Origin of the sequence: Halothiobacillus neapolitanus c2, from assembly GCF_000024765.1 — a bacterium.
Lineage (GTDB): Bacteria > Pseudomonadota > Gammaproteobacteria > Halothiobacillales > Halothiobacillaceae > Halothiobacillus > Halothiobacillus neapolitanus.
In genome coordinates this window covers 738,437-752,999 of the sequence record NC_013422.1, presented here as the reverse complement: position 1 = coordinate 752,999, position 14,563 = coordinate 738,437, and the positions used below count along the sequence as shown (strand labels likewise).

At 54.3% G+C, this 14,563-nt stretch carries 11 protein-coding genes; 1 reads left to right on the top strand and 10 read right to left on the bottom strand.

What is annotated here, in order from left to right:
* Positions 1 to 85 precede the first annotated feature (85 nt).
* The 5 genes from HNEAP_RS03480 to gltX all read right to left on the bottom strand — a co-directional run bounded on the left by HNEAP_RS03480 (position 86) and on the right by gltX (position 5,937).
* Positions 86 to 358, bottom strand: a complete 273-nt coding sequence (locus HNEAP_RS03480; protein ID WP_012823575.1) for a CopG family antitoxin — start codon at positions 356 to 358, stop codon at positions 86 to 88.
* Between the two features lie 224 nt (positions 359 to 582).
* A complete protein-coding gene (locus tag HNEAP_RS03475) occupies positions 583 to 1,170 on the bottom strand; it encodes a hypothetical protein (protein ID WP_012823574.1) in 588 nt (195 codons plus the stop codon).
* 489 nt (positions 1,171 to 1,659) lie between these two features.
* Complete coding sequence (locus tag HNEAP_RS12650; RefSeq protein ID WP_133484562.1) at positions 1,660 to 1,983, bottom strand: hypothetical protein; 324 nt, start codon at positions 1,981 to 1,983, stop codon at positions 1,660 to 1,662.
* Positions 1,984 to 2,152: 169 nt separating this feature from the next.
* On the bottom strand, positions 2,153 to 4,525 hold the full coding sequence (locus HNEAP_RS03460) for a PAS domain-containing protein (RefSeq protein ID WP_012823571.1): 2,373 nt from the start codon (positions 4,523 to 4,525) through the stop codon (positions 2,153 to 2,155).
* An 8-nt stretch (positions 4,526 to 4,533) separates the two neighbouring features.
* A complete protein-coding gene (gene gltX / locus HNEAP_RS03455) occupies positions 4,534 to 5,937 on the bottom strand; it encodes a glutamate--tRNA ligase (protein ID WP_012823570.1) in 1,404 nt (467 codons plus the stop codon).
* A 101-nt stretch (positions 5,938 to 6,038) separates the two neighbouring features.
* Between gltX and HNEAP_RS03450 the strand changes: the two genes are divergently transcribed.
* Entirely contained in the window at positions 6,039 to 6,971 is a 933-nt protein-coding gene (locus tag HNEAP_RS03450) for a hypothetical protein (protein WP_012823569.1), read from the top strand.
* Here the strand turns inward: HNEAP_RS03450 and HNEAP_RS03445 are convergent.
* The 5 genes from HNEAP_RS03445 to rsmI form a co-directional block, all read right to left on the bottom strand.
* Complete coding sequence (locus HNEAP_RS03445) at positions 6,956 to 9,754, bottom strand: EAL domain-containing protein (RefSeq protein ID WP_012823568.1); 2,799 nt, start codon at positions 9,752 to 9,754, stop codon at positions 6,956 to 6,958. The two genes, HNEAP_RS03450 and HNEAP_RS03445, sit on opposite strands and share 16 nt — an antisense overlap.
* Before the next feature lie 89 nt (positions 9,755 to 9,843).
* Positions 9,844 to 11,070, bottom strand: a complete 1,227-nt coding sequence (locus tag HNEAP_RS03440; protein ID WP_012823567.1) for an argininosuccinate synthase — start codon at positions 11,068 to 11,070, stop codon at positions 9,844 to 9,846.
* 210 nt (positions 11,071 to 11,280) lie between these two features.
* Complete coding sequence (bamC, locus tag HNEAP_RS03435; RefSeq protein ID WP_012823566.1) at positions 11,281 to 12,408, bottom strand: outer membrane protein assembly factor BamC; 1,128 nt, start codon at positions 12,406 to 12,408, stop codon at positions 11,281 to 11,283.
* A gap of 136 nt (positions 12,409 to 12,544) precedes the next feature.
* Complete coding sequence (dapA, locus tag HNEAP_RS03430) at positions 12,545 to 13,447, bottom strand: 4-hydroxy-tetrahydrodipicolinate synthase (protein WP_012823565.1); 903 nt, start codon at positions 13,445 to 13,447, stop codon at positions 12,545 to 12,547.
* 96 nt (positions 13,448 to 13,543) lie between these two features.
* Positions 13,544 to 14,512: a 16S rRNA (cytidine(1402)-2'-O)-methyltransferase gene (rsmI, locus tag HNEAP_RS03425; protein ID WP_081441178.1), complete on the bottom strand. Its 969-nt coding sequence runs from the start codon at positions 14,510 to 14,512 to the stop codon at positions 13,544 to 13,546.
* Between the last annotated feature and the right edge of the window lie 51 nt (positions 14,513 to 14,563).

The window sequence follows — 14,563 nt, the reverse complement described above, 5'->3', positions numbered from 1 at the left end:
AAGCGGGAACCCAGAAAAATCAAGGCTCTGGATTCCCGCCTACGCGGGAATGACGGGTTTTTCGAGATTCCCAGAGATTCCTTAATTATCTATCCTCGTGCAAGCGACCTTCCACATATTTATGAAGAATGCTGGCAACAAGCGTTTGGTAGGGGATGCCTTCTGCCAGGGCTTTCTTCTGTAGCACCCTAAGATCCTTGGAGGATAGTCTGATGTTAATACGGGCATCTTTCTTGAACATAGCCTCGGCGTATTGTTGATGCCGCAGTTTCCTGTCTTCACTGTCTGGCGACAGCTTCAAATCACCCGTATCAAATGCATCCAGAATTTCTTGCTCTTCTTTATCCAGCCTACTCATTTTGGACCTCCCAAATGGGAATCTCGAAAAACCCGTCATTCCCGCGTAGGCGGGAATCCAGTGCCTTGACTTTTCCGGGTTCCATGTGATGGGCTTCATCTGCTAAAACTTAGCAAAATGTGTGCTTTTTGTATTCAATAGCTAACGACCAAGCTCACCCGACTAAAACCGCATCGCGGTTTTGGTCGGGTGAGGCGCCTAGTTATGTTCCATTATTAGCGTTTTCATGATTTCGATGGGGACAATGACTCGGCCCATTCAAGGAATAGCCCAGCTGCCTTATCCAGGCTTCCATAGGATCTGGTATCTTGATTCTTGCCTCGGACTGACCAAGGCCGCTGACGTTTTCTTCGATTTTCTTCGTGTAGTTCTCCATCTAACCCGACAACTAAATCGTAAGCATATTCCTCATAATCAATTGACACATCTGAGCCTTTCATAGGCTTCCCGTTTTTAAATCGCCTGTGCAGGCTTAGGCAATTATTATCAGATTCAACATGCCACCCAAGGGCCAATAAGAAGTCTATTTCTTTTTCGGAAAGATCGTTAATTAATTGATAGCGAGGGACCTGTTCGGCGTCGGGATTCCATTCGACTGCGGATACACTATTTGCTTCTTGCAGTATCGTGATTTTTTCAATCACAAATAACTTCACTGCATTAGAAGTGAAACAACGCGCACGCACTTTCCCGTTCTCAATGCTTATAGGTGCCACCTCCCTCATAGCACCAGGCTGGCTGCCACCACCGTAAACTACTTTCAATACCTCGCCGACTTCGATTGCTTCCCGTAATCGTGCCTCAGTGCTCATTATTTACTCCTCCATTGATGGAACATAACGCCTAGCTTAAGCCGCGTGACTGCCGGCTTGAAGCGCTGGTTGGGCGGCAAACGGCCAAATGTGCCGCCCTTCCGTGCTGTATAACGAAAGCTTCCTCGGTAACGTTGCTGCCCTAAACACGGCCGGCACAGGCCCGAAGCGGCGCTCAAATACTGCGACAGCCTCCAAGCGACGCCGGCGCCAAATGAAGCTGGGCTTTGCCTTACCAGATAGCAAGTGCTGCTTCTGAGCAAACCGCATGATGAGAATGTGTAGCTGCCTTCGGTCTGTGGTTTCCCAGAACGAACGGCGCAGCAAAGGACTGCCAAGGCCGAGACGATACTTGATGTGTGAACCGTTCATTCTTTCGACGCCCAACGCCCAGCTAAGCCGACCGGCGGAGCGGTGTACTTTTTGTGCGAATTTTGCACAAAAAGCACACCGCGGAGGTGGGTCGGATTGAGCGCCATGTTATACACCTTATAAGCCACGACAATGCCTTGTTGGAACAGTGCACCCAATATGCAACCACTCCCCTTCAACCCACGCATGGATTGGGTTAGAAACCAAAACTTTTGTACCTTCCCATTCTTTACCAGATGGCAACTTTCTCTTAAATAAGAGATTACTTACCGGATCATATTTTCTGGCATATAATTTCGCCAGACTAAACCGGTTATTCCTAGCCACAAACATTGATGGGGGCGCATCATGCCCCCAATTCATTGCGCCAAATGAATTAGAGTTTTGATATTCAAGGACTATCGCCCTTACCAAAGCCTGTTTAAGTTCCTCTTTATTCATTATCCCTAGTGGCTTCATGATTATCGCGTACAACGTGATTTAGACGAAATAAACTTTTTCATATTGCTCCAACCTAATCAATTTTTTTAATAACTTAAATATTTTCATCAGATTACGATCAAATAACTTTTTAATGAATCATAAAATTACGCGAATGAACTGTGTTAGCTCATTCCTCCTCATCAAGCCGTATGGTCAGTGCTTTCAACAGGCTCAGCAGTGAGGCTTTGACCGGTTCGGTGAAGCGTAGGTTGTCTTCGCCGAATACGATCAGGGCGCGTACGGGGTCGCCTTCGTTTACTGCGGGGATGGGGACGATGGCTAAAGCGCCGACCGGGTATTGCTTCAACTGTTCGATCAGCTCGTTCTGGAGTGTGCCGCTGATGGTTGTGTTGCGGGCGTGGTCGTCGATGAACATGGGGGTCTGGGCGACCAGTACGCGGTCGATCAGGCCCATTTGTGCGACTTGATTGGCGATTTCACGGACGGGGGCGGTGCAGCCGACGCATTCGAAGGATACATGTTCCTGCTGTTCAAGCTGCGGCCCGGTCAGTTCAGATGAGCTCGACCAGACTTCTGGCCAGTTGGTGTACAGGCATATGGCGAGCAAGCTGCTTTGCTCGATGACCTGCTCCGCCAACGGGGTGAGTCGACTGACTTCAACCGCCGTTGCGATTTCGATTTCTGGTTCTGAGGCGTCATCGGATGAACTGCCCGGCATCGGCGTCGCTACGGGTGGTTTCGGTTGCGGCTGGGAGAAGGTTGCAGTCAGGCGGCAGAAATCACGCTCTGCCTTGAGCTCGTTTGCTTGCTCAATACTGTCGCCCAAGCTTTCGGCCGCCACGATGAGGCCTTCGGCGTCATGGCGACTCGATTTGAGCGCGCGAATATGAAAGCGCACCCAGCTCTGGCTCGATTCGCCCGTCTGTACTCTGCGTATCAAACTGACCTCATCACGCAAACCGGTGTGGATGTCTTCCAGCAGTTTGGGATCGCCCGAAGTCAGGTTCTCGACGGTATTTAGCCCCGTCACCGGTGAGATCGCATCCAGAAAGCTCCGCCCCAGCAACGATTCCTGACTATCGTGGAATAGTTGCATCCATCTTTGATTGACCATGCTGATGTGCCAATCGGTGGGGTTGACAATGGCAAGCCCCATTGCGGGCATGGAATCCCACAGCTGGGACAATTGATGGCGCTCACGCTGCAGACCGGCCAGCACTTTGGCTCGCTGCAACCGCATGATGCGCCAGAACAGGAACAAGGCAATCAACAGGGTAAACACGCCGATCAGGGAAGCCGTGGCAAGCCATTGGCGCGTCTTGCGTAGCGGATCGAGCACGATGTCCTGCGTGGTAGCGGCCCAGAGCAGGCCATTGATCTGCGGGACTTGTGTGCTGGCATAGAGCAGCGTATGCCCTTGGCAATAGATCTGTCCGTTGGCAGTGCTCTTCAATACGTCAGCATCCGGCGGGTATGGGCTCAATCGCGCTTGAAGGGAAAGGAATGCAGGTGACTTGCGGAAACAGTCAAGATCACTTTTGCTTACCGGTTCAACGCGTGAACTCATCTGCGGTTCGCTCAATTGCGAAAAATCGTCGATCAACGGCGTTGTCATCCACGATTTTGCGGAATCATTCCCCTGTGCCAGCAGGAGCAAGGTGCGCACTGCGTTCTCTAACCGCAAGGGTTCTCCGGCTGGCATGGACTGCACCAGGCCGCTTTCATTGAGCATGGCAGCCAGCACGATATACCACGGGCCGCCGCTCACCTCAGACTGGCTCAGATAAACGGGCAATACCCAGAAACAATCACCACCGCTCTGGCCCGGTGCGAACACACAGGCAAATTGCACTTTGGATGTGGCAGCCGCCCGCTCGAATAGATTATCCGGCGTTTTGGCAATCAGGTTCGAGCCGAATTTAAGCTTCTTGACGTGATCGGGATCAAACAAGGTAATGGTATGGAATCGGCCATCCTGAATCAGGGCGACAAATGAAGGAAAGGTACTGCCGGAGGGCGGGACGGGTTGTGCCTGGCTGCTGCGTATCCGATTTGCCAGCGCGTCCGACTGTGCCGCCAGTTTATCGACGATTTGGCTTCGTTCGGTTAACCAGTCGGTAATCAGTTTGCTGTGCAGACGCAACTGCGAGGTCAGTTCGGTTTGCGCCTGATTGAGGAGAACCGGTCGATATTCGCGCGTGGCGTAAGAAACCATGAACAACTGCGCAAGTAACGTGAACGCAATAAGGATAACCAATGCGCTCCACCACGATTTTGGGTCGGAACCCCGCGAGTGAGTATCATTCGGCTCGGCCAGAGGACCCTGCTGGTTGCGCTCAAGCAATAAAAACAACAACCAAGCCGTGACGAGCACAAATACGCCGCCAACAACCAAACCAGCAGGGGAAATGACCCAGCGCGCACCACCGAGACTGCTGAGCAACCACTGTATCAAGGCGATCCACAGTGAAGCGATGACAATGTATGCCAAAGCCCAGCGGAGCGAACTATGGGACATCAGGTTAGGCAGGCGCACCATACGTGCGTTTACCGCGCCAGAAAGGCGTGCATATCGCGCAAACGGTGCAGGGTTTTCTCCTGGCCGAACAGATCAAGCGTTACGCCCAGACTCGGTGATGCCCCATGCCCCAACAGGGCCAGTCGCAACAGTGGCCCGACTTTACCGAGCTTGAAGCCCAGCGTGGTGGCCACTTCCTTGACCGTATGATCCAGATGCGCCGGGCTTTCCCAGTCCTCTGGCTGGGAAAGTGCCATCGCCAGAGCGTCCAGAATACCGGGCGCATCGTCATCCAGTTTCTCCAGCGCGACGGGATCGTAGCCGGTGAGATCACGATAGTACGGCAGAGCCTGCTCGGCCATTTCAACCAGTGTGTGCGCCCGATCGGCATAGGCCGCGACGATTTTCGCCGGATTCGGCCCGTCAACCGACGGGTCGACACCGAGACGACCCAGATGCCAGCGCAATTCGATGGCCGTTTCCTCAACGGGGCGGAGCTTGAAATATTGCTGGTTGAGCCACCGCAGTTTTTCCGGGTTGATACTTGATGCGGACTGGTTGATGTCCTTGATGTCGAAAAACGAGATCATTTCCGCCCGGTCGAAAATTTCCTGATCTCCATGAGACCAACCGAGGCGCACAAGATAGTTGAGCAGGGCTTCAGGCAGGTAACCCTCTTCTCGATACTGCATCACACCCACGGCGCCATGGCGTTTTGATAGCTTGGTACCGTCCGGCGCGTGGATCATCGGCAGATGCGCGAACTGGGGCGGCGTCACGTTAAGGGCGTGGTAAAGATTGATCTGTCGGGCCGTGTTGTTGAGGTGGTCATCGCCGCGGATCACGTGGGTTATCTCCATGTCCCAATCGTCAACCACCACCGTGAGATTGTAAGTGGGCGTGCCATCGGAACGGGCGATGATCAGGTCGTCCAACTCGCTGTTCTGGAATACTACGCGGCCTCGCACGCCATCTTCGATCACAACCTCGCCATCCAGCGGGTTGCGGAAGCGCACGACCGGCGCCACACCGGCGGGCGGCGTGCCGGTAAAATCCCTATAACGACGGTCATAACGCGGTTTTTCGCCACGGGCCATCTGGGCTTCACGCAGTTGATCCAGCTCTTCCCGGCTCGCGTAGCAGTGATAAGCGTGACCGCTCGCCATGAGTTGGTCGATCACTTCCTTGTATCGATCCATGCGCTGCGTTTGATAAAACGGGCCTTCGTCGTAATCGAGGTTCAGCCAAGTCATGCCTTCCAAAATGGCGTTCACCGATTCCGGTGTGGATCGTTCAAGGTCGGTATCTTCGATTCTAAGTACAAACTGGCCGCCGTGCCTGCGCGCATACAAGTAGCTGAACAGAGCGGTGCGCGCACCACCAATATGCAAAAAACCGGTGGGCGATGGCGCGAAACGGGTGCGAACAGACATGAATACCTCGGATGTACTTCAAAACTGGGATGATCATAGCGTAAAGTGGCTGTACTGACCGCAATCTACGCGCCAGATGGCATATAGAAACAGGACTTACGATGTTGAAGCACCCCGCCCCCATCCATGTCACTTTGGCCTTGGCCTGCCTGCTTGCATTGACTGGCTGTGCGCCGGGCATGACCGCGCCGCCCGGCGAATCGGCCCAAGCAAACGCCCAAACGCCAGCACCCAAAACAGACGGGGCGCTCCAATGCGCCGAGGCGCGTTTCAAAAAAACCGTGATGCTGACCCGCGTGTGGCTACCTTCTCCTCCGCAAGATGTAGTTAACCTGGGAGCGGCTTTAAGTAAAACCATTGCGACCGATCTGCAGAATACCGGTCACTTTCACGTCGAAACCACGGAAGCGACCCAATCCACCGGCCCAGAGCCTGCGGTTGACGCCTTCAAGAGCCATGGCACGCCCTACTTTATCCGCATCAGCGGGCATAACTTCGGCCTATCGGGACAAGCCAGCATGTGGTCGTTTCTTGGCCCCAGCCTCAACCCACGCGGAGGCACGCTGGATATCCGCATCGTCGATGCGCTGACAACGCAGACCATTGCTCAAACCACGGTGAGTGCACCCAGTGTCAAGGCAGGCGTATATGATCCTGTAATCGATGCCTTGGGCACTGATTTCGGTGCCTCTGCCTATGGACGGGCGATGAATCAACTCGCGGGAGAGGCCGCCAACTGGATCGACCGGACACTGGGCTGCAAGCCACTGATCGGTCAGGTGCTGCATGTCGACGGCGCGACCATCACGATCAATCGCGGCATCAACGATGGTCTGCGCAGCAGCGACCGATTGCTCATCCTGCAACGAACCGACCGCGTCTATCAGCCCGGTCAGGATGCGTTTACCGAGCAATACTTGCTGCAAAACCTGGGTGCGGCTGAAGTTGCACGACTGGGTGAACACACGTCGCGCATCCACTATGGCGGCCAACATGTAGTGCAGGTGGGCGATATTGTTCAGTCGGGCAATTGATGAATCAACGGTTCCTGGATCAAGGTCTCGATGGGAACCGGCGCGTGGTAGTAATAACCCTGGATGAAATCGATACCGATGGCCTCCAACCGGCGCAAGGTGGCCTCGTTCTCGACCCACTCGCCAATCGTTTTGGCACCCATCACTTCCGATACCTGCTGAATGGCCCTGACGATGACCGAGGCGACCGGGTCATGCTCGATGTCACGAACCAGCTTGCCATCGATTTTGACGAAATCCGGCTGCAAACGACGCATGAATTCGAAAGACAATAACCCCGCACCGAAGTCATCGAGCGAGATCTTGCAGCCCAACTGACGTAACGAATGGACCAGTTCCAACACCAATTCGTAATTAGTGATAGCGGAGGTTTCGGTAATCTCGAAACAGATCAAGGCTGGATCGAGATTGAACTCACGGAAAGCAGAACGGATGAACGCGTTCATCGATGGATCCTGCACTGTTGCGCCGGAGAGATTGATGGCAAGCAGTGGCGGGTTTTTCCCGCAACGCGTCAACAGTGCGAACGTCTGGCGTATAACCCACCGATCGATTTCGGACATAAAGTGGTATTTTTCTGCCGCTTCGATGAACTGCACCGGCGATTGCAGGCTGCCATCCGCACCGCGCAACCGCAACAGCACCTCATAATGCGGCAGGAGCGCCTGATTGGCAGAAGGGAGCGGCAGCGGCACAATGGCCTGAATCACCTGCATCAACCCCTCTTCATCCAGAGCCTGTTTGAGTTGGTGCAAGGTGGCCAGTTGATGGCGTCTGGATTCGATTTCCTGATCATCACGAGAGAACCAGACCACCCGATTACCGCCCTCGCGATGCGCCCGCCGACAGGCTGCTTCAGCATCATTCAGCAGATCAGCACCCAATCGATAATCAGCCAGACACGCACCCATGCTGACACTCACTCGGAGCCGCTGATCGCCAATCTCGAAACGCATATCCTGCAAGCCGCTCAGCAACTCATCCGGCCATTGCTGATAAGGGAAGGATTGCACGTCCGGAATCCAAACCCCGAATTCGTCAACCCCCAGTCGCGCAATAACGCCCGTTGGCGGCACAGAAAAACTCAAAAAACTTGCGATACGGGCAACAACCTGATCCCCGGCAGAACGTGAATTAGTCTCATTGATGAGCCGGAAGTCATCCACATCGAGCCAAAGAATCAATCCTTCACTTTTCTTTTGTTCAAGGACATTGCACTGGGTTTCGAGGAAGTCCGCAAAAGAAGCGAGGTTGAGCAACCCCGTGAGTCGATCATGGCTGGCCCGGTAGGCCAGCAAGGCCGTCGCTTCTCGATAGTCGGTCACATCGCGCAGCGTGAGGATGATTTTTGATGACAGCTTATCCAAGCACGATCCAAGCAGACGAAGGTGAACATCGATGTCCTTGATCTGGTGTCCAACAGACAATTGCAAACTGTAGGATTGCTCGGGACGCTTGCACAATAAACCGATGGCCGTTCGCAGATCGAAGTTGGGGTCGGATTCACGCCAACGAAGATCGAAAAGTACCGTGTAATGTCGCCCACTCAACTCGTCGGTGTGTTCAACGGGATGTCTCAAAAGCTGTCGACTGGGTTGATTGGCGAATAACACGCGGCCATCCAGCGACAGAACAACAACCGAATCTTCCAGCGCATTGAGTGTTTTCCTCAGCTGAATTTCCTGGCGTGCTATTTTTTTCTGCGTTCGTTTACCTTGCAGAAAAAAAACAAGGAGCATCAAGCCAATAGGCAGAAGCAACCACCAACCGTATGACTTGAATAAAACGATAAGCGACGTGTCGCCTGGCAACCAGCGATCCCTTATTTGCTGAACAGTCGAGTAATCCAGCGGCAATGCCCACTTGCTGATTCCACTTGAAATTAATGCGGGGTTATCAGGCGTCATCCCCATCAAGTCCCGGGCTACCTTTTCGGCAAACACTCGATCCACGCTACTTGTCGCAGAAAACGGCCATTCGGGCACAAGCTCGGTTGAAACCAGATAGGGATAATCACTGTACTGACTAGGGTCGAGAACCCGGAATTCACCCTTTTTTACAGCACCTTGTGACTCAAGCTGTTCTAGAAATCCGGCGCGTATTACGCCCGCATCGGCGCGGTGCTGCCAAACGGCCTCCACAATCTGAAACATCGGCAAGCCGGTGAACAGGGGTTGAATTTGCGTTTTGGGATCGATCCCTGCACGGACCAGAGTATCAAGACCCAGTAACCACGCGCCCAATGCATCTTTGGACGCACCAGCCACTATTTTGTTTTTCAAATCAGAGACATGTTGAAGATCGCTTCGATCGGCACGCACAATAATGGCCGAACCAAACCGATTCAGCGTGCCGCCAGGTGTTTTAACAACCATGGTAGCCAATGGCCAGACATCATCATTTTGAGCCAGTTGCACAAACTGCAAGGGCTGAGTGAGCACGAAGTCGAGGCGGTTTTCCCGCACGGCGGCGGCAAGCTCGGACAGGAACATTGGCTCTATATGAAAGGAATAGCCGGGATTTTTCTCACTCAGATACGCAGCGGTTGAATCCCAGCGACGCGCCGTTTGCGCTTTTCCCTGATAGGCCAATACGCCGATTTGAATGACCTTGTCGGTCGTTTGGGTTGGTTCCGCCGCCTGAACGCCAGAAACTGACGAGACAAACAGGAACAAGGACAGCAGTACACGAAAAAAAGGGATATTTTTGCACCAAAGCACCTTAACGACCCACTGTCGAGGCCCATAACATGCTTTTGTTTCAAGGTGCACTGATTGCGTCACTGGCTCATCCTGGCTATCAAAATTAACGCCTGTCCATCCGAGGATCAGGCACTTGGCAGCGGTTCAAGCAAAGGCTGAGAAAATATGCCTCAGAAATGGCGGCCGGCTTGCGCAGCAATGCGCATACGAAGCGCATTGAGCTTGATAAAGCCCGCCGCATCACGCTGATCGTAGGCACCGGCATCGTCTTCAAAGGTGGCAATGGACGGATCGAACAAGGTGTCATCCGAGCGGCGGCCCAACACCTGGACGTTGCCCTTGTAGAGGCGCAAACGCACGTCGCCATTCACATAAGCCTGGGATGCGTCAATCGCCGCTTGCAGCATAACGCGCTCAGGCGACCACCAATAGCCGTTGTAAATCATTTCGGCGTAACGCGGCATGAGTTCATCCTTGAGATGGGCGACACCGCGATCCAGCGTGATGGATTCCAGTGCCCGACGCGCTTTGAGAACGATCGTTCCACCCGGCGTTTCATAGCAGCCACGCGATTTCATGCCGACATAGCGATTTTCGACCAGATCAAGTCGGCCGACACCATGCGCGCCGCCAAGCTTGTTCAATTTTTCCCACAAGGTGGCAGGAGAAAGGGCTTCGCCATTGATGGCAACCGGATCACCTTTGACAAAGGTCAGCACGAATTCTTCGCCTTGCTCCGGCGCCGCTTCCGCGGATACGGACCAGCGCCACATGCTTTCCTCAGGCGTCCACCATGGATCTTCCAAGTTGCCACCTTCGTAAGAGATGTGCAGCAGGTTGGCATCCATCGAATAAGGGGATTTCTTGCCCGCAGCGGCGAAATCGACAGGAATATCATGGGTTTTGGCGTAGGCCATCAGTTTTTCGCGCGAGAGCAGATCCCACTCGCGCCACGGCGCAATCACCTTGATACCGGGTTTGAGGGCATAGGCGCCCAATTCAAACCGCACCTGATCGTTACCCTTGCCGGTCGCACCGTGCGCAATGGCATCCGCACCGGTTTGATTGGCAATATCGACAAGACGCTTGGCGATCAACGGGCGGGCAATTGACGTACCCAAGAGGTATTCCCCTTCATAAACCGCATTGGCGCGGAACATCGGGAATACGTAGTCACGGATGAATTCTTCACGCAGATCTTCAATAAAAATCTGCTTGACGCCCATTTTCTGCGCCTTGATGCGTGCAGGCTCCAGCTCGTCGCCCTGCCCCAGATCGGCTGTGAATGTCACCACTTCACAACCGTAGGTATCTTCAAGCCACTTGAGAATAACTGAGGTATCAAGGCCACCGGAATAGGCCAGCACTACTTTCTTGAATTCGGATTGTGTCGTCATTACGCTTCAGGAACCTGTCGTTAAAAATGCAAATTTTTGGGGATTATAACCCAAAGCTGGGTTGGACCCGCCCAAGCCAAACCGCCCGGATCAGGCGGTTATCAAGAACAAAAAACCATGCTGCTGAACAACTGCACGCCTCGCACACCACATGTTACGGTGCACCCGGCGATAGCAAAGGGCATAGCTTGACGGGACGCTGGATAATATTTATTCCATCTGTTCGTTGATTTTGCTCAATACCGCGTAGCGGTCATCGGGCAATGTACCGCCAGTCACACTGATTTCAGACACATCAATGCGTGTTGAACCGTCTTTCTGCGGTAACGCTTTCAAAGTGAGCTGCATGCTCATCTTCTGCTTCATATCCACCTTCGCACCGCGAATGGCGCCATCGGCATAGAACGATTGCGGGTAAGGGTGTGTAACCGTAATTTCACCGTCTTTCTGATTGCTCTTGACCGGATTGAAGCCCAAGCGATCCAAGGCCAAGCCCAAGCGATTCCATACTTGCGGATAAGCCTGGCTAACCACCAGATACCGCTCGTCCTTATCTTTGTTGAAGATGATTTTCGAACGAGGAGCGAAGCTGGCAGCTACCAACGCACGGGATTCTGCTTCGGTTTTGCCCGAGAGATAGGCCGTCAAGCGGGCAAGCATATCTGCCGTCAGCGCAGGATCAGCCTTAGCATTGGCGTATTTGAACGAAGACTCATCATCACCCGGGAAGTATGGCTTCTCGCCGGTCAACTCCATTTTCTTACTGGTCACGAATACGAGCGTCTGATCCTTACTCTCACCATTTTCGATGCGGATACGCACCTTCTGGATATGATCCGGCTTGAAGAACGTGTCCTTGGCAATTTTCAAGAAGCTCATCAGGTTGAAACCGTTTTGATCGGCAGACTGCGTGCCGGTCCAGTCCGTTTCAATCATCCCGACACCCGGCTCGATTTTCTTGACGATATAACCCTCATCCTGCAGGAAATTTTGCAGTTTCGGCCATACGGCATCCGGCTTGGCATCAACGGCCAGATAACGCGAATCCGGTCCACCCATGACCTTGACCCCGGTACCGGAAACAAGGACACCGCTACCTTCTGTTCGAGCCGCGGCCTGTGCAGCCCGAGCCGAAGCAATTTCGGGAACAGCCAATTCAGCGCGCGGGCTTGGTGGTGTAAAGGCCGGCGGCACGTCCAGCTTGGCAGCCCTGTTCACCGGTTGGTCAGAAGAGATAAACGGGATGTAGGAGCAGCCCGCCAAGGTGCTTGCGCCCAGAACCATTCCGGCCAGGATGGTAAGTTTGAATCGCACGGCTGAAGGGGCGTTGAAGATCATGGAAAAAACTCGCGATGATTAGGAAGTAAATTTTGAGGCCATAAGGTAACCGATTCGATCACATCTTTTCTCATTTTCCAATGAGTGGGGCACATTAAAAAGCGGCACAAGCTTGTAACCGCTGTACTGCTGTGTTCTATGAACAGCCTTCGGTGGCAATGCCAGCGGAATTCAGCGCAGCACAAACCTGAGGGATGAACTCCGGCGTCAACGGCAGCAAAGGCAGGCGGAGTGCCGGAGAGGCCAAGCCCATTGCGGCAACTGCCCATTTCACCGGAATCGGATTGGGTTGGCAGAACAATTCGCGGTGAAGAGAAGCAAGACGGGCATCAACGGCCAGTGCTTCGTCTTCATCACCCCGCAAGGCCGCCGACGTCATTTGATGCATCAAGGCCGGAGCCACGTTGGCCGTAACGGAAATGGTGCCCTGCCCGCCCGACAAAATCGTTTTGCATCCCAGACCGTCATCACCGCTGTAGATGGCAAACCCTTCCGGCGCGCCCGCAATCAACGCCTGAATGCGTTCCAGGGACCCACTGGCTTCCTTTGTGCCGATAATTCGAGGGTGCGCGCTCAAGGCCAATGTGGTTTGCGTCGTCATGTCCACTGCGGTACGGCCGGGCACGTTGTACAGGATCATCGGGAGGTCAACCGCATCGGCGATGGCTGTAAAGTGGGCGATCAAACCCGCTTGCGTGGGGCGGTTGTAATAAGGCGTGACCGACAGGTGCGCGACAACACCGGCTTTTTTGGCGGCTTCGGTCAGTTCGATGGCTTCACGGGTATTGTTGGCGCCCGTACCGGCGATGACCGGAATCCGATCCGCCGCCGCGCGCACGGTCGCTTCGATGACGGCCACATGCTCGTCGAAGTCCAGCGTGGCCGACTCACCTGTCGTACCGACCGATATGATCGCGTCCGTACCTTGCTCGATATGAAACTCGACCAGCTGCGCCAATGCCGAGTAATCCACGGCCCCAGTGTCCGTCATCGGAGTGACCAGTGCCACCAGACTGCCCGTGATCTGTTGCGTCGCCATATACCGCCTTCGTAGAAAAAGATTTGTTATAACTTAAGTGAAGCCTTAACCCGCCATACTACCGATTGGCCGGGGCAACTGACAAGCAATCTGCAGTCAACCCTCCGAAACTTCGCCCAATCGGGCCTGAACAATGGCGTACGCTTCGTTGCGCTTCATCGCAGTCAATTTGGTCAGTACGCGGGCGATCATGCTGGCAGGCGCCTTTTCGGCCAGCAAGACAGTAAGCAATTGCTCGACAGCCACGCCCGATGCTTCGGCAGAAGTTTCCTGGGGCTCGGCCCCTTCGACCAGCACCACAAACTCGCCACGCTCCGGGATTTGGCCTGATTGAACGGCGGCAGCCAGATACTCCAGGTCACCGGAAACCAGCGTTTCGAACCGTTTGGTCAGCTCTCGACCCACAACGGCGCGGCGTGCTTCGCCAAGATGCGTCTGTGCGGCTTCCAGCATGGCGCGTATCCGATGAGGGGCTTCGTAGAAAATCAGCGTCGCCGGTTGGGTAGCCAAAACCTGTAAACGGGCAGCGCGCGATTGGGTCTTGGCAGGCAGAAACCCTTCGAACCAGAAATGCGTGCTGTCGAGCCCGGAAGCCGACAAAGCTGCAATCGCCGCACACGCGCCGGGAATGGGGCTCACGCGATGCCCCAGATCGACCAGTCGCCGCACCAGCAGGCTTCCCGGGTCACTGATGGCAGGTGTGCCCGCGTCGCTGATCAACGCAACCGACTGCCCCTCAGAAAGCCACTCGGCCACAGTCGCCACACGGGATGCTTCGTTGTGCTCGTGTAACGCCACTACGCGCTGGCGAACACCAAAATGATCCAACAACTTGCGCGCATGGCGCGTATCCTCACAGGCGATAACCTGTACGCCCTTGAGCACGGCAACCGCCCGCGGGCTCAGATCAGCCAGATTGCCGATGGGTGTCGCCACAAGGTACAACACGCCGGGTTCAACCCAGCGGGTGGGCGTCAGGCCATCATCGAATTCCTCTGTTTCATCCGCTACCGGCGAGGTTGGCGCGGCATGGGCACAACAGGTGTCCGCAGAGGAAGCGTCCATCGGCATCATCATGACTTGCTACTCAAAATTAATTTAATCATCATACCGTCC

Excerpts from the sequence above, each read along its gene's own strand:
- HNEAP_RS03480 (WP_012823575.1), bottom strand. The coding sequence starts at position 358 with ATGAGTAGGCTGGATAAAGAAGAGCAAGAAATTCTGGATGCATTTGAT.
- HNEAP_RS03475 (WP_012823574.1), bottom strand. The coding sequence starts at position 1,170 with ATGAGCACTGAGGCACGATTACGGGAAGCAATCGAAGTCGGCGAGGTA.
- HNEAP_RS12650 (WP_133484562.1), bottom strand. The coding sequence starts at position 1,983 with ATGAATAAAGAGGAACTTAAACAGGCTTTGGTAAGGGCGATAGTCCTT.
- HNEAP_RS03460 (WP_012823571.1), bottom strand. The coding sequence starts at position 4,525 with ATGGTGCGCCTGCCTAACCTGATGTCCCATAGTTCGCTCCGCTGGGCT.
- gltX (WP_012823570.1), bottom strand. The coding sequence starts at position 5,937 with ATGTCTGTTCGCACCCGTTTCGCGCCATCGCCCACCGGTTTTTTGCAT.
- HNEAP_RS03450 (WP_012823569.1), top strand. The coding sequence starts at position 6,039 with ATGTTGAAGCACCCCGCCCCCATCCATGTCACTTTGGCCTTGGCCTGC.
- HNEAP_RS03440 (WP_012823567.1), bottom strand. The coding sequence starts at position 11,070 with ATGACGACACAATCCGAATTCAAGAAAGTAGTGCTGGCCTATTCCGGT.
- bamC (WP_012823566.1), bottom strand. The coding sequence starts at position 12,408 with ATGATCTTCAACGCCCCTTCAGCCGTGCGATTCAAACTTACCATCCTG.
- dapA (WP_012823565.1), bottom strand. The coding sequence starts at position 13,447 with ATGGCGACGCAACAGATCACGGGCAGTCTGGTGGCACTGGTCACTCCG.
- rsmI (WP_081441178.1), bottom strand. The coding sequence starts at position 14,512 with ATGGACGCTTCCTCTGCGGACACCTGTTGTGCCCATGCCGCGCCAACC.